This window comes from Burkholderia pseudomultivorans, from assembly GCF_902499075.1.
Classification (GTDB): Bacteria; Pseudomonadota; Gammaproteobacteria; order Burkholderiales; family Burkholderiaceae; genus Burkholderia; species Burkholderia pseudomultivorans.
Genome location: NZ_CABVPP010000019.1, coordinates 78,902 through 99,123, shown reverse-complemented (window position 1 = coordinate 99,123; position 20,222 = coordinate 78,902). Strand labels below are relative to the sequence as shown.

General features: G+C 68.0%; 18 protein-coding genes and 1 pseudogene. 7 read left to right on the top strand and 12 right to left on the bottom strand.

The genetic code is table 11. The features are described 5' to 3' along the window. Window positions 1-75: 75 nt before the first annotated feature. The 6 genes and pseudogenes from BST28156_RS15450 to BST28156_RS15425 all read right to left on the bottom strand — a co-directional run. Window positions 76-588: pseudogene (locus tag BST28156_RS15450) on the bottom strand (cyclase family protein); the annotation flags it as partial. Between the two features lie 19 nt (window positions 589-607). After that, complete coding sequence (locus BST28156_RS15445) at window positions 608-1,723, bottom strand: alkene reductase (protein WP_174902631.1); 1,116 nt, start codon at window positions 1,721-1,723, stop codon at window positions 608-610. A gap of 69 nt (window positions 1,724-1,792) precedes the next feature. Then, on the bottom strand, window positions 1,793-2,599 hold the full coding sequence (gene dkgB / locus BST28156_RS15440) for a 2,5-didehydrogluconate reductase DkgB (RefSeq protein WP_174902630.1): 807 nt from the start codon (window positions 2,597-2,599) through the stop codon (window positions 1,793-1,795). Between the two features lie 152 nt (window positions 2,600-2,751). After that, the gene (locus tag BST28156_RS15435; protein ID WP_174902629.1) at window positions 2,752-3,696 is read right to left on the bottom strand and encodes an LLM class oxidoreductase; all 945 of its coding nucleotides are present in this window, start codon (window positions 3,694-3,696) and stop codon (window positions 2,752-2,754) included. A gap of 13 nt (window positions 3,697-3,709) precedes the next feature. After that, window positions 3,710-4,033, bottom strand: coding sequence for a MoaF-related domain-containing protein (locus BST28156_RS15430; protein ID WP_174902628.1), 324 nt, complete (start codon window positions 4,031-4,033; stop codon window positions 3,710-3,712). Between the two features lie 25 nt (window positions 4,034-4,058). Then, window positions 4,059-5,261 carry an MFS transporter gene (locus tag BST28156_RS15425; RefSeq protein ID WP_174902627.1) on the bottom strand — a complete coding sequence of 401 codons (1,203 nt, stop codon included), beginning with the start codon at window positions 5,259-5,261 and terminating at the stop codon, window positions 4,059-4,061. Window positions 5,262-5,373: 112 nt separating this feature from the next. On the opposite strand from BST28156_RS15425, the gene BST28156_RS15420 reads away from it, so the two are divergent. Further along, on the top strand, window positions 5,374-6,309 hold the full coding sequence (locus BST28156_RS15420) for a LysR family transcriptional regulator (protein ID WP_174902626.1): 936 nt from the start codon (window positions 5,374-5,376) through the stop codon (window positions 6,307-6,309). 83 nt (window positions 6,310-6,392) lie between these two features. Here BST28156_RS15420 and zwf read toward each other — a convergent pair whose 3' ends face one another. The 4 genes from zwf to acuR all read right to left on the bottom strand — a co-directional run bounded on the left by zwf (window position 6,393) and on the right by acuR (window position 10,653). Continuing rightward, complete coding sequence (zwf, locus tag BST28156_RS15415) at window positions 6,393-7,868, bottom strand: glucose-6-phosphate dehydrogenase (RefSeq protein ID WP_060240619.1); 1,476 nt, start codon at window positions 7,866-7,868, stop codon at window positions 6,393-6,395. Between the two features lie 441 nt (window positions 7,869-8,309). Next, entirely contained in the window at window positions 8,310-8,888 is a 579-nt protein-coding gene (locus BST28156_RS15410) for a peroxidase-related enzyme (RefSeq protein WP_174902625.1), read from the bottom strand. Window positions 8,889-8,985: 97 nt separating this feature from the next. After that, the gene (gene acuI, locus BST28156_RS15405) at window positions 8,986-9,969 is read right to left on the bottom strand and encodes an acrylyl-CoA reductase (NADPH) (RefSeq protein WP_174902624.1); all 984 of its coding nucleotides are present in this window, start codon (window positions 9,967-9,969) and stop codon (window positions 8,986-8,988) included. A gap of 45 nt (window positions 9,970-10,014) precedes the next feature. Further along, the gene (gene acuR, locus BST28156_RS15400) at window positions 10,015-10,653 is read right to left on the bottom strand and encodes an acrylate utilization transcriptional regulator AcuR (protein WP_174902623.1); all 639 of its coding nucleotides are present in this window, start codon (window positions 10,651-10,653) and stop codon (window positions 10,015-10,017) included. Window positions 10,654-10,872: 219 nt separating this feature from the next. On the opposite strand from acuR, the gene BST28156_RS15395 reads away from it, so the two are divergent. Then, on the top strand, window positions 10,873-12,060 hold the full coding sequence (locus BST28156_RS15395) for a M20 aminoacylase family protein (protein ID WP_174902622.1): 1,188 nt from the start codon (window positions 10,873-10,875) through the stop codon (window positions 12,058-12,060). 59 nt (window positions 12,061-12,119) lie between these two features. Further along, the gene (locus BST28156_RS15390; RefSeq protein WP_060240699.1) at window positions 12,120-13,442 is read left to right on the top strand and encodes an MFS transporter; all 1,323 of its coding nucleotides are present in this window, start codon (window positions 12,120-12,122) and stop codon (window positions 13,440-13,442) included. 13 nt (window positions 13,443-13,455) lie between these two features. Here the strand turns inward: BST28156_RS15390 and BST28156_RS15385 are convergent, their stop codons facing one another. Then, a complete protein-coding gene (locus BST28156_RS15385; protein ID WP_174902621.1) occupies window positions 13,456-14,376 on the bottom strand; it encodes a LysR family transcriptional regulator in 921 nt (306 codons plus the stop codon). Between the two features lie 135 nt (window positions 14,377-14,511). Here BST28156_RS15385 and BST28156_RS15380 point away from each other — a divergent pair, with 135 nt between their 5' ends. From BST28156_RS15380 to BST28156_RS15370, 3 genes are all read left to right on the top strand, one after another. Further along, window positions 14,512-15,285: a transporter substrate-binding domain-containing protein gene (locus BST28156_RS15380; protein ID WP_174902632.1), complete on the top strand. Its 774-nt coding sequence runs from the start codon at window positions 14,512-14,514 to the stop codon at window positions 15,283-15,285. 47 nt (window positions 15,286-15,332) lie between these two features. Then, window positions 15,333-16,448: a succinylglutamate desuccinylase/aspartoacylase family protein gene (locus tag BST28156_RS15375; protein WP_174902620.1), complete on the top strand. Its 1,116-nt coding sequence runs from the start codon at window positions 15,333-15,335 to the stop codon at window positions 16,446-16,448. Between the two features lie 222 nt (window positions 16,449-16,670). Then, entirely contained in the window at window positions 16,671-17,774 is a 1,104-nt protein-coding gene (locus tag BST28156_RS15370) for a PDDEXK nuclease domain-containing protein (RefSeq protein WP_174902619.1), read from the top strand. Between the two features lie 10 nt (window positions 17,775-17,784). Here the strand turns inward: BST28156_RS15370 and BST28156_RS15365 are convergent, their stop codons facing one another. Next, window positions 17,785-18,573, bottom strand: coding sequence for an IclR family transcriptional regulator (locus tag BST28156_RS15365; RefSeq protein ID WP_009688807.1), 789 nt, complete (start codon window positions 18,571-18,573; stop codon window positions 17,785-17,787). 259 nt (window positions 18,574-18,832) lie between these two features. Between BST28156_RS15365 and pcaF the strand changes: the two genes are divergently transcribed. After that, on the top strand, window positions 18,833-20,035 hold the full coding sequence (pcaF, locus tag BST28156_RS15360; protein ID WP_174902618.1) for a 3-oxoadipyl-CoA thiolase: 1,203 nt from the start codon (window positions 18,833-18,835) through the stop codon (window positions 20,033-20,035). The last annotated feature ends 187 nt before the right edge of the window (window positions 20,036-20,222 follow it).

Genomic DNA, 20,222 nt, shown 5'->3' with positions numbered 1-20,222 from the left:
AGCGAAACAACGATGAGGTTAACAGAGCGTGCAGCGGGTTAACAGCCCTCGTAACTCTTTTTGTTAGAGCTTTTAAGCGGTCATGTCGAGCACGACGCCGCGCGTGGCGATCGGCGGCACCTTCTCGACGCCGAGCTTCTTCACGCCGTCGACGGCCACGAAGTCGGCCGCGCGGTTGCCGTTGTAGTACACGTTGTCGATGCCGATGTGGCCGATCCCGTTCAGCTGCGTGCCGACGCCGGTCCACGCATTGACGAGCTCGTCGTTGAACGTGAACTTGTTCGGCCCGAGGCTCTTGCCGGCCTGCTGGCCGACCTGTACGTTGTACAGCCGGAAGCTGCGATGGCGAAACGCAGGCAGGTTCTTGTCGACCGGCACCGCGAGCGCATACGTCTTGCCGGCCTTCACGAGGCCGACCGCGGCGCGCACGACGTCGGGCGTCAGCAGGTTGGCCGCGCCGATCTCGTCGTTCGCGCCGTATGCGGACGGATACCAGTCGGCTGCGGCTGCGGCGGCGGCCGGCGTCGCGTGGGCCGCGGCGAGCGGCACGATGGCGGCAAGCGCGAGCCGTGCGAGGGTTGCTTTCATTCTGGATTCCTGTGAACGGTTACGCCGCGGCTTGCGCGAGCGTCGGATAGTCGGTCAGACCTTGCGCGCCGCCGCCGAACAGCGTGTTGCGGTCGTGCAGCGCGAGCGGCGCGCCGGTGCGCAGGCGTTCGGGCAGGTCCGGGTTCGCGACGAACGGACGGCCGAACGCGATCAAGTCCGCCCAGCCGGCCGCGATCGCTTCGCGGGCGCGCTCGGCCGTGTATTTGCCGGCGTAGATCAACACGCCGCGGAACGCGGCGCGCAGCTGCTGCTTGAACGCGACCGGCATCAGCGGCGCGTCGTCCCAGTCGGCTTCCGCGATGTGCAGATAGCCGATACCGAGTTCGCCGAGCAGCTTCGCGGCCGAGAGATACGTCGTTTCCGGATCGTCGTCGACGCAGCCGTTCAGCGTGGTCAGCGGCGCGAGACGCACGCCGACGCGCGATGCGTCGCCGGTGCCGTCGATCAGTGCCTGCGTGACTTCTCGCAGGAAACGCAGCCGGTTCTGGAGCGAGCCGCCGTACGCATCGGTGCGCGTGTTCGCGTTCGAATCGATGAACTGGTTGACGAGATAGCCGTTCGCGCCGTGCAGCTCGACGCCGTCGAAGCCGGCGTCGATCGCATTGCGCGCGGCGGCGCGATACTGCTCGACGATGTCGCGGATCTCGTCGATCGTCAGCGCGCGCGGCTCGGACGCCTGTACGAAGCCGGGCGTGTTGCCGTCTTCGCCGGCGATGAAGACGTTCACGCCCTTCGCCTGCAGCGGCGACGACGACACGGGTTGCCGGCCGCCGAGCAGGCTCGTGTGGCTCAGCCGCCCGACGTGCCAGAGCTGCGCGAAGATGCGGCCGTGCGCGGCATGCACGGCGTCCGTCACCTTGCGCCAGCCGGCGATCTGCTCACGCGTGTGAATGCCGGGCGTCCATGCGTAGCCCTTGCCGAGCGGCGCGATGTAGGTGCCTTCGCTGACGATCAGCCCCGCACTCGCGCGCTGCGCGTAGTACGCGGCCATCAGTTCGTTCGCGATGTCGCCGGGCTGGCTCGCGCGCGAGCGCGTCATCGGCGGCATCACGATGCGGTTCGGCAGCGTCAGCGCGCCGAGGCGAAGCGGTTGGAAAATCGGGTCCTGGGTCATGATGGGTGTCCTGTCGGATGCCGCGGCGCGCGGCCGCGGACGGATCGATTCGATAAACGGGCGGGGCGTTCAGTCCCACTTCGGCGCGAGGCCGGCCGGGTCGACTTCGCGGCCGTTGCGCTCGAGCGCGCCGATCTGCGCCATGTCGTCGTCGGTCAGACGCAGCGTCTGCGCGAGCAGGTTGCTCGCGAGGTTTTCGCGCTTCGTCGACGACGGAATCACCGAGTAGCCGAGCTGCATCGCCCATGCGAGCGCGACCTGCGCGGGCGTTGCATCGTGGCGCTTCGCGATCGCGCCGATCACCGGGTCGCCGAGCACCTTGCCGTAGGCGAGCGTCATGTACGACGTCACGTGGATGCCTTCGGCGTTCAGGAATTCGACGAGCTTGCGGTTCTGCAGATACGGGCTCAGTTCGATCTGGTTCGTCGCGATCGCGTCCTTGCCGACCGCCGCGATCGCCTCCTTCGTCAGCGCGATATTGAAGTTCGAGATGCCGATCCGGCGCGTGAGGCCCTTCGCCTTCGCGTCGGCGAGCGCGTTCATGAACGTCGCGAGCGGCACACCGTGGTCGGGGGCCGGCCAGTGGATCAGCGTCAGGTCGACGGTGTCGGTGCGCAGCTTGCGCAGGCTTTCCTCGAGGCTCGGCACGAGCTTGTCGGGCGCATAGTTGTCGACCCAGATCTTCGTCGTCAGGAACAGCTCGTCGCGGCGCACGCCCGATGCGGCGATCGCTTCGCCGACTTCGGCTTCGTTGCCGTAGATCTGCGCGGTGTCGATCGCGCGGTAGCCGAGCTCGAGGGCGCTGCGGACCGAGTCGATCACGACCTGGCCTTGCAGGCGGAACGTGCCGAGGCCGAATGCGGGAATCTTGTTCATCATGGGCTCCTGGATGGATGGAACGGTGTCGCTGCGGGAATCATTCTGGCGTGCCGGACTCATGAGATAAACGCCGTCAGCGGACAAAAATAATTGATTTCAAATCAAGGATGGGGCGCGGTTGCGCGCACTGCTGCGCCCGCGCGCCGGCGTTACGCGGCGCGCACCTGCGTGCGCGGATGGAACGCCGGCAGCACATCCGCTGCGATCTCGGCCATCGACTCGCCGACCGGCCGGCGGTTGCGGCGGAAATGCAGGCCGACGTGCTGCACGCCCGCGTCGCGCATCGCCGCGAGTTCCTCCGCGAGCGCGATGCGGCCCGCGCGTGCGCCGAAGCGGTGTCGCTGCAGCGGCTCGTGCGGGTCTTCCGCGAGGTCGAGATGGATGAAGCTCACGTACGGCTTGTCGCCCGCGACCGCGCGCCAGTTCGCCGCGCGCTGCGCGTGATCGGCGGGCGCGCCCGGATAAGCGAGGCAGCCGTCCATGTGCTCGCCGATCCACGCGGGCGTCTGCTGCGCGAGGCCCGCGACGAGCAGTGGTACCGGCGTGCGCGGGGCCGGCAGCACGTCGAGGCCGGGCGGCAGATGCGCAAGCGCGCCGTCGCGCAGCAGCGCGATCTGGTCGCGGAAGTTCGCGCCGCGCGATGCGAAGTCGCGGCCGAACAACGGATATTCGACCGGACGATCGCCGCTCGCGACGCCGAGCAGCAGGCGGCCGCCGCTCAGCTCCTGGATCGTCGCCGCCGATTTCAGCGTCAGCAGCGGTTCGCGCAGCGGCAGTACGATGGCGGCCGTGCCGAGCAGGATGTCGCGCGTGATGCCGGCGAGGTAGCCGAGATACGAGAACGCCTCGAATACCTGCGCGGCATCGCCGAACGACGGGTCGTACATCGGCACGTCGCGCACCCACAGCGCGCGGAAGCCGAGCGTGTCCGCGCGCCGCGCGAGTTCCGCGTGCTGCGTCATGTCCGGCACGCCGGGACGGCGGCCGTCGTGCTGGCGTTTCGCGTCGCCGGCGGGCGACCAGTCGTTGTCGAGCGGCAGTTCGACGCCGATGCTGAAGCCGCCTGCGGTCAGTTTGTCGAGGGAAGGGAACATGGTCGGACTCCGTTCAGACTTCGCGCAGGCTGCCTGCGAGGCGGTAAAAATCGAGCGACGACGCGGTGAAGAACGAGCGCGACGTGCCGGCGGCGAAATCGTCGATGTGTACGACGGTCGCGCGGTCGGCTTCTTGCCACGAGATCGCGTACGTGTCGTCCGCGACGTGCTGCCACGTGTATTCGACTTCGCCGGAAGCGCCCGCGTACGGGCCTTCGGTGATCTCGTAGCGCATGTGCACGCCGTCGTCGTCGTAGGCATTCAGCGCGGTCAGGCCGTCGTAGCGGACTTCGAAGGTCTTGCCCGCGAACGGCGGGCGCGGAATCGATGTATTCATGTTGAGCTCCTGCGGATCGGTGCGCTCAGTGCGCGAGTTCGACGGGTTCGGCCGTGCGTGCGGGCAGGCCCTGGCGGCGATCGAGGCGGCCGCTCAGCGCGGTCAGCGCGAATGCGCCGAGCGTGACGACGGCGGCGATCCACGGCGTATGGCCGAGGCCGACGTGCGCGACGATCAGGCCGCCGAGCGACGAGCCGCCCGCCACGCCGAGGTTGAACGCGGCGATGTTGAAGCCGGACGCGACGTCGGTCGCGTCAGGCGCGAAGTGGCGCGCCTGCTTGACCACGTACACCTGCAACCCCGGCACGTTGCCGAACGCGACGGCGCCCCATGCGAGCATCGTCAGCACCGCGAGCCACTTCACGTGGACGGTGAAGGTCAGCGCGAGCAGCACGAGCGCGAGCAGCAGGAAGATCCGCTTCAGCGCCTTGACCGGGCCGACGCGGTCGGCGAGCTTGCCGCCCCACACGTTGCCGAACGCGACCGACACGCCGTAGCCGACGAGCACGAGGCTGACCTGCGACGGCGTGAAGCCCGCGATCTGCTCGAGCAGCGGCGCCATGTACGTGAACGCGATCAGCGAGCCGCCGTAGCCGACCGCCGTCATCGCATAGACGAGCAGCAGGCGCGGCTGCGCGAGCACGCGGAACTGGCGTGCGAGCGGTGCGGGCGGCGTCTGCGGAAGCTTGCGCGGCACGAAGGCGACCGCGCCGACGAACGCGACAAGCCCGAACAGCGCGACGATCAGGAACGTCGCGCGCCAGCCGAAGTGCTGGCCGATGAACGTGCCGAGCGGAATGCCGGCGACGAACGCGACGGTCATGCCGCTGAACATCGTCGCGATCGCGCTCGCGGCTTTTTCCTTCGGCACGAGCGTGGTCGCGATGATCGAGCCGACCGAGAAGAATACGCCGTGCGCGAGGCCGGTCAGCACGCGTGCGACGATCAGCGATTCGTAGTTCGGCGCCTGCCATGCGACGAGGTTGCCGACGGTGAACAGCGCCATCAGTGCGGCGAGCAGCGTCTTGCGCGGCACGCGGCCGGTGAGCGCGGTAAGCAGCGGCGCGCCGATCGCGACGCTCAATGCATACAGGCTGACGAGCAGCCCGGCCGACGGCAGGCTGACGCCGAGATCGGCGCCGATCGTCGGGATCAGCCCGACGATGACGAATTCGGTCGTACCGATGGCGAATGCGCTGATTGTGAGCGCAAGCAGGGCGAGTGGCATGATGGGATCCGGTTTCCAGTGAGGACGGATCGCAGTGTGCCGGCTTTACTTTTGCAGAAAAACTCGTCTATAAACCAAATTGTTTTGATTTCAGATCAACAATGAAGATCGCATGAAAATCACGCTCGACGAACTCCAGGCCTTTGCAGCCGTGGTCGACACCGGTTCGATCACGGCCGCCGCGCAGCAGCTCGATCTGACGGTATCGGCCGCGAGCCGCACGCTCGCGCGGCTCGAGGAGAAGCTGAAGACGACGCTGCTGCGCCGGACCACGCGCCGGCTGGAACTCACCGAAGAAGGGCGCGCGTTCCTGCAGGATGCGCGCGCGATCATCGAATCGGTCGAAAACGCGGAGGAGCAGATGCTCGCGCGCCGCGAAATGCCGTCGGGACGGCTGCGCGTCGACGCCGCGACGCCGTTCATGCTGCACGTGATCGTGCCGCTCGTGCGCGGCTACCGCGAACGCTTTCCGAAGGTCGAACTGGAGCTGAACAGCAACGAAGGGATCATCGACCTGCTGGAGCGGCGCACCGACGTCGCGATCCGGATCGGCCGGCTGAAGGATTCGACGCTGCACAGCCGGCGCATCGGCAGCAGCCGGGTGCGGATCCTGGCGAGCCCCGCGTATCTCGACGCGCACGGCCAGCCGCGCAAGGTCGAGGATCTCGCCCGGCACACGCTGCTCGGCTTCACGCAGCCGGAGTCGCTGAACGTGTGGCCGCTGCTCGGCGCCGACGACGAGCCACATCGCATCGAGCCGGACGTGCGCTCGTCGAGCGGCGAGACGCTCAGGCAGCTCGCGCTGGAAGGGGCGGGCATCGTGTGCCTGTCGGATTTCATGACCGCGCAGGATCGCGATGCGGGCCGCCTCGTGCCGGTGCTCGCGCGCCAGACGCTCGACGTGCAGCAGCCGATTCATGCGGTGTATTACCGGAACACGGCGATTTCGTCGCGGATCGCGTCGTTCGTCGACTACCTGATCGATGCGCTCGGCAGCAGCGCCGATGCGCCGACGCGGCGCAAGGCGGTATGGATGGGGACGCTGTAGCGGCCGGCCCCGCGCGCCGCCGGTGCACCGTGCGGCGGCGGCGCCGGCGGTGCGCGGCGGTCACATCGGGCGATGTGCGCCCGTCACGCTTCTTCGGACCACGACATGTTGTCGCGCGCGAGCAGCGCGGACGATGCGGCCGGGCCGAACGTGCCGGCCGTGTAGAGGCGCGGCCGGTCGCCGAGCTGCTTCCAGCCGTCGAGGATCGGCTCGACCCACGACCACGCGGCTTCCAGTTCGTCGCGGCGCATGAAGTGCGTGAGACGCCCGCGGATCACGTCGATCAGCAGCCGCTCGTACGCTTCCGCGCGCCGTTCCGGAATCGCCTGCTGCAGGTCGAGGTTCAGGCTCACGGGCACCATGTTCATCCCGCTGCCCGGTTCCTTCGCAAGCATCTGCAACTGGATCGATTCTTCCGGCTGGAGCTGGATCACGAGGCGGTTGCTGTAGTGGCGCGGGCCGGTCGGAATGATCGAGAACGGCATGTCCGCGAACTCGATCACGATTTCCGACTGGCGGCGCTGCAGCCGCTTGCCGGTGCGCAGGAAGAACGGCACGTTCGCCCAGCGCCAGTTGTTGATGTATGCGCGCAGCGCGACGAAGGTTTCCGCGCGGCTGTCGGCCGGCACGTTGTCTTCCTCGAGATAGCCCTTGACCGGCTGGCCGTCGACCGCGCCGGCCGTGTACTGGCCGCGCACCGTGTCGCGCGCGACGTCGGCCACCGCCATCGGCCGCAGCGAGCGCAGCACCTTCAGTTTCTCGTCGCGCACGGCGTCCGGATCGAGCGACACGGGCGGCTCCATCGCGACGATGCACAGCAGTTGCAGCAGGTGGTTCTGCACCATGTCGCGCAGTGCGCCGGTGTGGTCGTAGAAGCCCGCGCGGCTGCCGACGCCGACCGTCTCCGCGACCGTGATCTGCACGCTGCGGATGCTCGGCGCCTGCCACAGCGGCCCGAAGATCGGGTTGCCGAAGCGCAGCACCATCAGGTTCTGCACGGTTTCCTTGCCGAGGTAGTGGTCGATCCGGTAGATCTGCGATTCCTCGAAGTGCTTGCCGACCGCGTCGTTGATCGCCTTCGCGGACGCGAGATCGTGGCCCAGCGGCTTTTCGAGCACGACGCGCGAGCGCGCGTCAACGAGGTGCGCGGCCGACAGGTTGTCGCAGATCGTCGTGAACAGCTCCGGCGACGTCGACAGGTAGAACACGCGGATCGCGTCGCCGCGCGCGGCTTCGGCGAGCCGCTGGTAGTCGTCCGGCGCGTTCACGTCGATCAGCACGTACTTGAACAGGTCGAGGAAGCGGCTCCACGCTGCGGCGTCGAACGCCTTTTCGTCGATGAACGGGCGCGACTGCTCGTCCATGAACTTGCGATAACCGTCGATGCCCCAGTCGCGGCGGCCGACGGCGATGATGCGCGTGTCGGGCGGCAGGTTCTGGTGCAGATGCGCCATGTACAGCGCGGGCAGCAGCTTGCGGGCGGCCAGGTCGCCGCCGCCGCCGAAGATGATCATGTCGACAGGCCGGTCGGCCTCGGTCTGGGTAGGCTGATTCGTCATGGATGGGTCGCGTCTGAAACGGTGAGCGTGGAACGAACGGCGAAGCACCGGGCGCCGACAGGCGCGCGCACCGGTACGTGAAAACGCTAATAGTGCACGCTTTTGATGGATCGTGTATGCGTTCGCTCTTTCAACGTGTAACGGGCGCTGCGTCGCCGGGGGCGATTTCCTGACGATCAGGCGCGCGGCGGGCGTTACGCGATGCGCCGCCAGACCCTGCTGCGGGGATAACCCGGCCGGTTTGCCCGCTCGGCCGGCACGCTTGCCGGATCGGCAGCCGCGACGAGCCGAAGCTATGCGTGCTATGCGACCGGCTCGGGCAGGAGAGCCGGCTCGGCTGTTTCGCGGTCGGCGCTAAACGGACCGAATGCCGGCGGCTTCGGCCGCCCGGGCAAGCGCGAGCGCCGCGTTTCTTCCGCATGCCCGCGCCGCCCGCGGTGCTCAACGTCCCATCGCGTAGAACTCCACGTTGGGCCGCAGGTTCGTCACGTTCGCGATCCGGTTGGACATGCCGAAGAATGCCGAGATCGCCGCGATGTCCCACATGTCTTCCTCGGTGAAACCGTGCGACTTGAGCGTGTCGAAGTCCGTTTCGCCGACCTGCTGCGCGGCCTGCGACACCTTCATCGCGAAGTCCAGCATCGCCTTCTGCCGCGCGGTGATGTCGGCCTTGCGGTAGTTGCTGGCGACCTGGTCGGCGATCAGCGGGTTCTTCGCGCGCACGCGCAGGATCGCGCCATGCGCGATCACGCAGTACTGGCACTGGTTCGCGCTGCTGGTGGCGACCACGATCATTTCCCGTTCGGCCTTGCTGAGGTTGCCCGGCTTGTCCATCAGCGCGTCGTGGTACGCCATGAACGCGCGAAACTCGTCCGGGCGATGCGCGAGCGTCAGGAACACGTTCGGGATGAAGCCGGACTTTTCCTGTACGGCCGCGATGCGTTCGCGAATGTCGTCGGGCAGTTCGTCGAGCGTCGGCACGGGGAAGCGGCTGATGGGGGCGGTCTCCGCTGCGGTCATGATGTCTCCTCGATGAAATGGCGTGGACGGTCCCGATGCACGAGCTGCCGGGCCGGATGAAAGAAACGCGGACGACGGATTGCCGTTGTGCCCGGTTTTACGCGTTGACGTCCACGACGATGCGGCCGCGCACCTTGCCGCTCATCAGTTCGTCGGCCAGCGCGACGACGTCGCCCAGGCCGGCCTGATGCCCGATGGCGCCCAGTTTGTCGACATCGAGGTCGGACGCGAGCCGGCGCCATGCGGCCAGCCGGTCGTCGCGCGGGCACATGACGCTGTCGATCCCGACCAGCGTGACGCCGCGCAGGATGAACGGCGCGACCGTCGCGGGGAAGTCCATGCCGGCCGCGAGGCCGCAGGCCGTCACGACGCCGCGGTAGCGCGTGGTCGCACAGACGTTCGCGAGCACGTGGCTGCCCGCGACGTCGACCGCGCCGGCCCAGCGCTCCTTGCCCAGCGGCTTGCCGGGTGCGCTGAACTGCGATCGATCGAGGATCTCCGCCGCACCGAGCTGCGTCAGGTAGTCGGCATCGTCCGGACGGCCGGTCACTGCGACGACGCGGTAGCCGAGCCGCGCCAGGATGGCGATCGCGACGCTGCCCACGCCGCCGGCCGCGCCGGTCACCACGATCTCGCCGTCGCCCGGGCGCACGCCATGGCGTTCCAGCGCCATCACGCACAGCATCGCGGTGTAGCCCGCGGTGCCGATGGCCATCGCCTGTTGCGGCGAGAATGCGGACGGCAGCGGCACCAGCCAGTCGCCGTCGACGCGCGCTTTCTGCGCGAGGCCGCCCCAGTGCGTTTCGCCGACACCCCAGCCGTTGAGCACGACCCGATCGCCGGGACGGTAGTCCGGGTGCGTGCTGTCCTCGACTTCGCCGACGAAATCGATGCCCGGCACCATCGGAAACTTGCGGACCACCGGCGCCTTGCCGGTGATCGCAAGGCCGTCCTTGTAGTTCAGCGTCGAGTACTGCACCCGCACCGTCACGTTGCCGGCGGGCAACTGCGCGTCGTCCAGCGTTTGCAGCCGCGCGTGCTGGCCGGTTTCGTCCTTGTCGATCACGATGCCGTGGAACATGGGTTCTCCTTTCTAGACCGATCGTCTAGGCAATGGCAAAAAAATTCAGCGGCGGCGCAGTCCATCGAAGAAAAACTGCGCGAACAACGCGAGCGGCATATCGCTGCGCTCCAGCTTCGCGCGCAGCACCGCGCCTTCCCAGCCGATCCAGAAGAACGCCGCCAGGTCGGCCGGAGTGGCCGAGTCGGCCAGCTCGCCGACCTGTTGCGCGGCGACCAGGCAAGCGGCGAGGCGGTGCTGCCAGTCTTCGAACGTCGCGTGCAGCCGCGCACGGAAGCTCTCGGGCAGCGCGCCCATTTCCTGGCCGAGGTTGCCGATCAGGCAGCCGCGGCCGTATGCGTAGCGGGCCATGCCGTCGCGGGCGTCGTCGACGAACGCGCGCACGCGCTGCAGCGGCGACAGCGCCGTGTTGCCGAAATGACGGTCCAGCTTGCGTGCAAAGAAGTCGGCGTAGCGGTCGATCAGTTCGAGGCCGAACGCCTCCTTGCTGTCGAAGTAGTGATAGAACGAGCCCTTGGGCACGCCGGCGCGCCCGAGGATCTCGTCGAGCCCGGTGGCCGAGAAGCCTTTTTCGGTCAGCACTTCGAGGCCGGTGCGCAGCAGCATGTCCCGCGTGGCGACGAGGTCCTCGTGTTTCCTGGGTGGCCTGCCGCGGCGGCGAGGCGGGTCGGTTCGAACGTCCATGCGCGAATAATAGACCGTTCGTCTCAAAAATCAACAACCGCACTGCGCCGCGCGTCGGCGACCTCGATCGGGCAGCCGGGATCGGTAAAAACCCTGATTAAAAAGCTTTATCGCGGTGAAAAATTCCGCATCTTATTGAATCGATATCGGCTCGATATAGTGGCTCGCTTTCCCGCATGCGCCCGGGCGCATGCGCTGACAATCAGCTGGAGCCCGTTGATGACCGACGCCCGATTCACCGAAATCGAGGATCTGATGCCCGCCGCCGGCGGACTGCGCGAGATCCGCCACCATATCCACCACCACCCCGAACTGGCCTACGAGGAACACGAGACGGCCGCGCTCGTCGCCGACAAGCTCGAGCAATGGGGCTGGCAGGTGACGCGCGGGGTCGGCCGGACGGGCGTGGTCGGCACGCTGCGCGTCGGCGACGGCCCGCGCAGCATCGGCATTCGCGCCGACATGGATGCGCTGCCGATCGTCGAGGCGACCGGCCTGCCGTACGCGAGCGGCACGCACGGCAAGATGCACGCATGCGGCCACGACGGCCACACGACGATGCTGCTCGGCGCCGCGCAGCATCTCGCGAAGACGCGCAACTTCTCCGGCACCGTGCACCTGTATTTCCAGCCGGCGGAAGAGCACGGCGTCGACAGCGGCGCGAAGAAGATGATCGACGACGGCCTGTTCGAGCGCTTCCCGTGCGACGCGGTGTTCGGCATGCACAACCATCCGGGCGCGGCGCCCGGCGTATTCCTGATGCGGCGCGGCCCGTTCATGTCGGCCGGCGACAAGGCGATCATCACGATCGAAGGCGTCGGCGGCCACGCGGCGCGACCGCACCTGACGGTCGATCCGGTCGTCGTCGCGGCGAGCATCGTGATGGCGCTGCAGACGATCGTCGCGCGCAACGTCGATCCCGCACAGCCGGCGGTCGTGACGGTCGGCTCGATGCATGCGGGCACCGCGAACAACGTGATTCCGAACGGTGCGCGTCTCGAACTCAGCGTGCGTTCGTTCAGCCCCGAGGTGCGCGCGCTGCTGAAGCGCCGGATCGTCGCGCTGGCCGAGACGCAGGCGGCGAGCTACGGCGCGACCGCGCAGGTCGAATACATCGAGGGCTATCCGGTCGTCGTCAATACGGATGCCGAAACGGATTTCGCCGCGCAGGTCGCGCGCGAACTGGTCGGCGATGCGCACGTCGTCGAGCAGGCCGACCTGCTGATGGGCAGCGAGGATTTCGCGTTCATGCTGCAGCAGCGGCCCGGCTCGTTCGTGCGGCTCGGCAACGGCGAAGGCGAGGACGGCTGCATGGTGCACAACCCGAAATACGACTTCAACGATCGCAACCTGCCGATCGGCGCGGCGTTCTGGACGCGCCTCGTGGAGCGCTACCTGGGGCAGTGATCGCGGCGAAGGCGCGCTGGCGGCCGGCGCTTGCGGCCGCATCGACAGGAGAGGGAACGATGCAGAAAGACCATCTCGCGCTGCACCCCGCGCCGGCCGCGCCCGCTGCGAGCGGCGCGCCGGCCGTCACGCGGCGCGGTGCGATCGCGGCGGCCGTGATCGGCAACTGGCTGGAATTCTTCGATTTCACCGTGTACGGCTTTTTCGCGGTGCTGATCGGCCGGCTGTTCTTCCCGTCGAGCGATCCGACCACTTCGCTGCTGCTGTCGGTCGCGACGTTCGCGGCGGGCTTCTTCACGCGGCCGCTCGGCAGCGTCGTGCTCGGCGTGTATGCGGACCGCAAGGGCCGCAAGGCTGCGCTGAACCTGACGATCATGCTGATGGCGCTCGGCACGGGGCTGATCGCGATCGCGCCGACCTATGCGCAGATCGGCGTGGCGGCGCCGCTGATCGTCGTCTGCGCGCGGCTGATGCAGGGCTTCTCGCAGGGCGGCGAATTCGGCGCGGCGACGTCGACGCTGATCGAACACGGCGGCGTGTCGCGGCGCGCGTTCCGGGCGAGCTGGCAGCTCGCGACGCAGGGCGGCGCGGCGCTGATGGGCTCGGGTTTCGCGGCGCTGCTGTCGAACACGCTGACGAAGGATGCGCTCGAAAGCTGGGGCTGGCGGCTGCCGTTCTTCGCGGGCGTGCTGATCGCGCCGGTCGGCATGTACCTGCGCCGGCGCCTGGCCGACGATGCGCCCGGCGACAGCCATCACGGGATCGAGCGCGGCGTGCTGCACGAGCTGTTCTCGCGGCACGCGCGCACGGTGCTGCTGCTGATGCTCACGGTGATGGGCGGCACGGTGTCGACCTACATCCTGACGTTCTACATGCCGACCTACGCGATCCACACGCTCGGCCTGCCGATGAAGCTGTCGATGTTCGTCGGCGTTGCATCGGGCTGCGTGATGCTGGTCACGTGCCCGCTGTTCGGCTGGCTGTCGGACCGGATCGGCAGTCGCCGCCTGCCGATCTTCATCGGTCGCGGCGTGCTCGTCGTGCTGCTGTTCCCGGCGTTCTGGCTGATGAACCATCATCCGTCGCTGTCGGCGATCCTGCCGCTGACCGCGCTGATGCTGCTGTTCTATTCGCTCGGCTCCGCATCGGAAATGGCGCTCATGTGCGAGTCGCTGCCGCGCCATGTGCGCGCGACCGGCATCTCGATCGCGTATGCGCTCGCGGTGACGATCTTCGGCGGCACCGCACAGCTCGTCGCGACCTGGCTCGTGCAGGCGACCGGCAGCAAGCTCGCGCCGGCCGGCTATGTGGCCGCTTGCGTGATCCTGTCGCTGATCGCGGTCGCGATGCTGCGCGAGACGGCCGGCGACAGGATGGACTGACGCGGCGCGCGGCCTACCTGCCGCGCACCATTCGCAGATACGATGCGAGCATCGTCGCGAGTTCCTGTGCGGCCGGCGTCAGCGGCACGGCCGCGCGCTGCAGCAGGCAGATGTCCTGCGCTTCGGCGCGCTCGCGGACCGGCACCTTCACGAGCGCGCCGGCGAACGGCCCGTGCCGCGTGACGGCTTCGGTCTCGAGCGAGAGGCAATCGGTCTGCGTGACGAGCTGCAGCGTCTCGAACATCCCTTCGACGGTGGCCAGGATCTTCGGCGGCGGCAGGCCGTGCGCGTCGAAGTAGGCGAGCAGGCGGTTGACGACCGGGTCCGCGCTCAGGTTCGGCGAACGCGTCGACACCCACGCATGGTCGGCCAGTTCGGCGAGCGATTGCGCGTGCCTCTTCGGATGTCCGGCGCGGCAGACGACCACCGGCGCGGACGCATGCAGCGGCGTGACCGCGAGATCGGTCGTATCGGTCTGTTTCGCGACGAGCGCGATCGCGAAATCGACTGCGCTTTCGCGCAGCCAGCCGATCATCATCCGCGACGTGCCGGTGCGCAGATGCACGTCGACCTTGTCGAAGCGCGCGCGGAACGCGCTCAGCACCGGCGCGAACGCATCGATCAGCGGCTCGGCCGCGAGGCCGAGCGTGACGGTGCCTTCGTACGCGCCGCTCAGCTGCCGGATTTCCCGCTCGACCTGCTCGCATTCGCCGAGGATCGCGCCGGAGCGCGCAAGCAGCCGCTGGCCGACGGCGGTCGGCACGATGCCGCGATTGGTGCGCGTGAACAGCGTCGCGCCGAGCGTCGCTTCGAGGCTTTGCAGTTGCTGCGTGACGCCGCTTTGCGCGAGATCGAGCGCGCGCGCCGCGGCGCGCAGGCTGCCGTGCTCGACGACGGCCTGGAAGATGCGAAGCTGGGACAGCGTGAACGCCATGAGCGAGCGCCGGGTCGGTGATCGGAAAGAGTGATCATGATAAGTCAGCCGCGCATTCCGGCCGCGCGCGTCGCGCCCTACGATCGCAGGCAGTCCGGTTCGTGCCGGTGGTCCACCGTCCTGCTCCTGTCGAACATGAAACGCATCCTCGTCCCGCTCGTTTCGCTGTGCGTCGCGCTTGCGGCGCTCCCTGCGCATGCCGTCGATGCGCACACCGTGCGTCTCGGCATCGACCCGACCTATCCGCCGATGGATTCGAAGGCGCCCGACGGCAGCCTGAAGGGTTTCGACGTCGATCTCGGCAACGAGATCTGCCGCCGCGCGCAGCTGCATTGCCAGTGGGTCGAGCTCGAATTCTCCGGGATGATTCCCGCGCTGCAGGCGCGCAAGATCGACGCGATCCTGTCGTCGATGGCGATCACCGAGAAGCGCGAAAAGCAGATCCTGTTCTCGTCGAAGCTGTTCCGCTTCAAGTCGCGGCTCGTCGCGCGGCCCGCGAGCGGGCTCGGCAGCACCGCCGCGTCGCTTGCGGGCAAGCGCGTCGGCGTGCAGTCGGGCACGCAGTTCGAGTCGTGGGCGCTCGCGCACTGGGCGCCGGCCGGCGTCGGCGTGGTGCCGTACAAGAGTCAGGACGACGTGTTCGCCGATCTCGTCAACGGCCGCCTCGACGCGGCGCTGCTCGGCGCGGTGGAAGCCGACTACGGCTTCCTGCGCACGCCGAAGGGCAAGGGCTTCGCATTCGTCGGCGCGCCGCTCGACATGGGCGACCGCGGCGTCGGCATCGGCATGCGGCAGTCCGACACGGCGCTCAAGGCGTCGATCGACGGCGCGATCGCGTCGATGCTGAAGGACGGCACGTACGACCGGATCGCGAAGCGCTATTTCGATTTCAATCCGTACGGCGACTGAGCGCCGTCCGTTTCCGTTCATCCGCCTACCTTCGTTCGAGATTCTCGATGCAGATCCGCCATACGCCGCTGCTGTCGCCGTCGATCGGCACCCAGCGTACGCTGACGAGCTTTCATTTCGGGCCGGCCGATGCCGGCCGCAAGATCTACCTGCAGGCCGCGCTGCACGCGGACGAGACGCCCGCGATGCTCGCTGCGTTCATCCTCAAGCAGCGGCTCGCGCAGCTCGACGCCGACGGCCGGCTCGCGGCCGAGATCGTGCTCGTGCCGGTCGCGAACCCGATCGGCCTCAATCATCATCTGCTCGGCCAGTTCATCGGCCGCTTCGATCTCGCGAGCGGCCGCAATTTCAATCGCGGCTTCCTGCCGCTCGCCGAGATCGCCGCGCGGGCGCGCGAGCGGCTCGGCGCGGACCCGGTGCGCAATCGCGCGATCGTGCGCGAATGCGTCGGCGCGGCGCTCGACGACATCGCGCCGCGCACCGAATTCGACGCGCTGCAACGTGCGCTGCTGAAGCTGTCGCACGACGCCGACGTCGTGCTCGACCTGCATTGCTCGCTCGAAGCCGTGATGCACGTTTATACGAGCGACAGCGCATGGCCGGACGTCGAGCCGCTCGCGCGCTACCTCGGCGCGCAGGTGTCGCTGCTGGCCGAGGATTCGGGCGGCCATGCGTTCGACGATGCGCATCACCTGCTGTGGTCGCAGCTGCGCGAGCATTTGCCGGCAGGCACGCCGATGGCGGCCGGCACGGTGGCCGTGACGGTCGAGTGTCGCGGCCAGCGCGACGTGACCTACGAACTCGCCGAGCGCGACGCCGGCGCGCTGCTCGACTATCTCGGGTGGCTCGGCGCGGTGCGCGGCGCGCGTGCGCCGCTGCCGCCGCTCGCCGCGCCGGCCACGCCGCTGGCGGGCAGCGAGCAGTTCTACGCGCCGGCGAGCGGGATTCTCGTGCACCGCGCGGCGATCGGCGCGACGATCCGCGCCGGCGATCCGCTGTTCGATATCGTCGATCCGCTGACCGACGCGATCACGACGGTCGTCAGCGGGACCGACGGCGTGTTCTATATGCGTCGCGCGATCCGCTTCGTGACGGCGGGCGCGCCGCTCGGCCGCGTGACGGGCACGGTCCCCGTGCGCACGGGGATGCTGCTCGGCGCGTGAAGGCCGCACGTCGCGCATGGCGGCGCGGCGGGCTGTCCGACGGCAGTCGCGCAATTTCGTTCTTGTCAGATTGACCGTGTTTTGCGCCGTCACTAAATTCGTTGTGCGGAGCTTGCTCCGTGTTCCGTGAGAAGAACGTTGCAACAGAGTCTGGGGTTAACGGGCAGCCTGCGCTGCCCGTTTTTTGTGATGCGCTCGAGCACGAGCAACAGGACGCATTCCATGACGAACGGGAAAAAGGATGTCGTGCCGGCCGGCTATGCCGGCATCCACGGCAGCATTGTCGAATTGCTCGACGAGGCGCGCCGGGCGGCCGCGCGCAGCGTCAATGCGCTGATGACGGCGAGCTATTGGGAGATCGGCCGCCGCATCGTCGAGGCCGAGCAGCGAGGGAAGCGGCGGGCGGGATACGGCGAGCAGTTGATCGAAAGGCTGTCGGTCGATCTGACTGCGCGGTTCGGGCGGGGGTTCAGCCGCCAGAATTTGCAGCAGATGCGTTCGTTCTTCCTGACCTGGCCAATTCGCCAGACACTGTCTGGCGAATCTTCCCCGGTACCGGTGCATCGCGGGCGGCTCGACGAACTGGCGCAGTATTTCACGCTCCCGTGGTCCGCCTACGTGCGGCTGCTGTCGGTGAAGGACGACCACGCTCGCCGTTTCTACGAAGCCGAAGCGCTACGCGGTGGATGGAGCGTGCGCCAGCTCGACCGGCAGATCGGCAGCCAGTTTTACGAGCGCACGGCGCTGTCGAGGGACAAGGCTGCGATGCAGGCCAAGGGCACAGTGCCCGGCCCGGCGGATGCCGTCACGCCCGACGACGCGATCAAGGACCCGTACGTGCTCGAGTTTCTGAACCTCAAGGACGAATATTCGGAGTCCGACCTCGAGAGCGCGCTGATCGAGCGGCTGCAGGCGCTTCTGATCGAGCTCGGCGACGGGTTTACCTTCGTCGGGCGCCAGCGCCGCTTGCGTATCGACCACACCTGGTATCGGGTGGACCTGCTGTTCTTCCACCGCCGGCTGCGCTGTCTCGTGATCGTCGACCTGAAGCTCGGCAGCCTGACCCCTGCCGATGTGGGCCAGATGCACCTGTATTGCAACTATGCGAAGGCGCACTGGACGCTTCCCGACGAGAACCCGCCGGTGGGCCTGATCCTCTGCGCCGACAAGGGGCACGCGATGGCGCGCTATGCGCTCGAGGGCCTGCCTAACCAGGTCATGGCCGCCAACTATCGAACCGTGCTGCCGGAGGCCGAGTTGCTGCAACGGGAGCTGGAGAACACGCGGCGCATGCTCGAGTCCCGCGTCAAGACCCCGCAACGCTAGCGGCTTGCGCTTACCCCCGCCGCGCCACCAGCGCCGACACGCGCTGCGCCGCTTCCTGCAGCGGCCCGAGAAACTCCTTCACCATCTGCTTCGCGGTATGCCGCTGCGCGTTGCCGCTGACGTTCATCGCCGCGATGATCTGCCCGCGCCGGTTGCGGATCGGCGCGGAAATCGACATCAGGCCCACTTCGAGCTCCTGGTCGACGACGGCCCAGCCTTGCTCGCGCACCTGCGCGATCGTCGCCTTCAGTTCGGCAAGGTCCGTGATCGTGCGCGCCGTGTGCGCGCGGATGCTGCTCTGCGTGAGCGTTTCGTCGAGCGCCGCGTCGTCGAGCGCGGACAGCAGCACGCGTCCCATCGACGTGCAGTACGCGGGCAGCCGGCTGCCGATCGACAGGTTGATCGTCATGATCTTGTGCGTCGGCACGCGCAGCACGTAGACGATCTCGGTGCGATCGAGCACGGCGGCCGAACAGCTCTCGTGGATCTGCGCGGACAACTGCTCCATCACCGGTTCCGCGAGATTCCAGAACGGCATCGACGTCAGATACGCGAACCCGAGTTCGAGGATCTTCGGCGTGAGCCGGAACAGGCGGCCGTCGGCTTCGACATAACCGAGCGTCTGCAGCGTGAGCAGGATGCGGCGCGCGCCCGCGCGCGTCAGGCCGGTGGCCGACGCGACCTCGGTGAGCGTCTGTTCGGGGCGCTCCGCGTCGAACGCGCGGATCACCGCGAGCCCGCGGGCAAACGACTGGACGTAGGAGTCGCCGGGTTTCGTCTGGATGTCTTCGGTCGTCATGAACAGGAGGAATGTCGTGCAGCCGAGAAGATAGCGCATGGGGACGAACGCGCCAACCGCGCGGCGGACCGGGCGCTTGACAGGTCGTCCCCGCACTCCCTATGATGCGTTGGACGTTCGATACACGATCTTATGTTCGTATATAGAACATTTAAGCGCATCCCGGCGGGTAATGCAAGGGGCGCGCCCCGTTCATTTCCCAGCCTTGCATGGGACCGGAGCCCGCGTTGAAGCGCGCCCCGGTCGACAGGAGACACTGATGACCGAAGCTTTTCTGTGTGATGCGATTCGTACGCCGATCGGCCGCTACGGCGGCGCCCTGAAAGACGTTCGCGCCGACGACCTCGGCGCGGTGCCGCTCAAGGCGCTCGTCGAGCGCAACCGCGACGTCGACTGGACGGCCGTCGACGACGTGATCTACGGCTGCGCGAACCAGGCCGGCGAAGACAATCGCAACGTCGCGCGCATGTCGCTGCTGCTCGCGGGCCTGCCGGAGGGCGTGCCGGGTTCGACGATCAACCGCCTGTGCGGTTCGGGCATGGACGCGGTCGGCGTGGCCGCGCGCGCGATCAAGTCGGGCGAAGCCGCGCTGATGGTCGCCGGCGGCGTCGAAAGCATGACGCGCGCGCCGTTCGTGATGGGCAAGGCCGCGAGCGCGTTCGCACGTCAGGCCGACATCCACGATACGACGATCGGCTGGCGCTTCGTCAATCCGTTGATGAAGCAGCTGTATGGCGTCGATTCGATGCCCGAGACCGCCGAGAATGTCGCGGTCGATTACAACGTCAGCCGCGCCGACCAGGATCTGTTCGCGCTGCGCAGCCAGCAGAAGGCCGCGCGCGCGCAGCAGGACGGCACGCTCGCCGAGGAAATCGTGTCGGTGACGATTCCGCAGAAGAAGGGCGACCCGCTCGTCGTGTCGCGCGACGAACATCCGCGCGAGACGTCGCTCGAGGCGCTGGCGAAGCTGAAGGGCGTCGTGCGCGCGGACGGCTCGGTGACGGCCGGCAACGCGTCGGGCGTCAACGACGGCGCGGCGGCGCTGCTGCTCGCGAACGAAGCGAGCGCGAAGCGCTTCGGCCTCACGCCGCGCGCGCGCGTGCTGGGCATTGCGACCGCCGGCGTCGCGCCGCGCGTGATGGGCATCGGCCCGGCGCCGGCCACGCAGAAACTGCTGGCGCGTCTCGGCATGACGATCGACCAGTTCGACGTGATCGAACTGAACGAGGCGTTCGCATCGCAGGGCCTCGCGGTGTTGCGCATGCTCGGCGTCGCCGACGACGATCCGCGCGTGAACCCGAACGGCGGCGCGATCGCGCTCGGCCATCCGCTCGGCGCGTCGGGCGCACGGCTCGTGACGACCGCGATGTACCAGCTTCACCGCACGAACGGCCGCTTCGCACTGTGCACGATGTGCATCGGCGTCGGTCAGGGCATCGCGATCGCGATCGAACGCGTCTGACGCAGCCTGCGCGGCCCTCGGCCGCGTCCGAAACCGCCCGGTTGGCGCGCGCGACGCGCGGAACCGGGCGGTTTTTTTACGCCTATCGGCGGCGTGAGCCATTCCGCGTGCTGTCCGGCATGAATGCGAAATCCCGTAAAGAGAAGTATTCGCATCGCGATCGAAGCGATTTCCTCCGATTAATCGC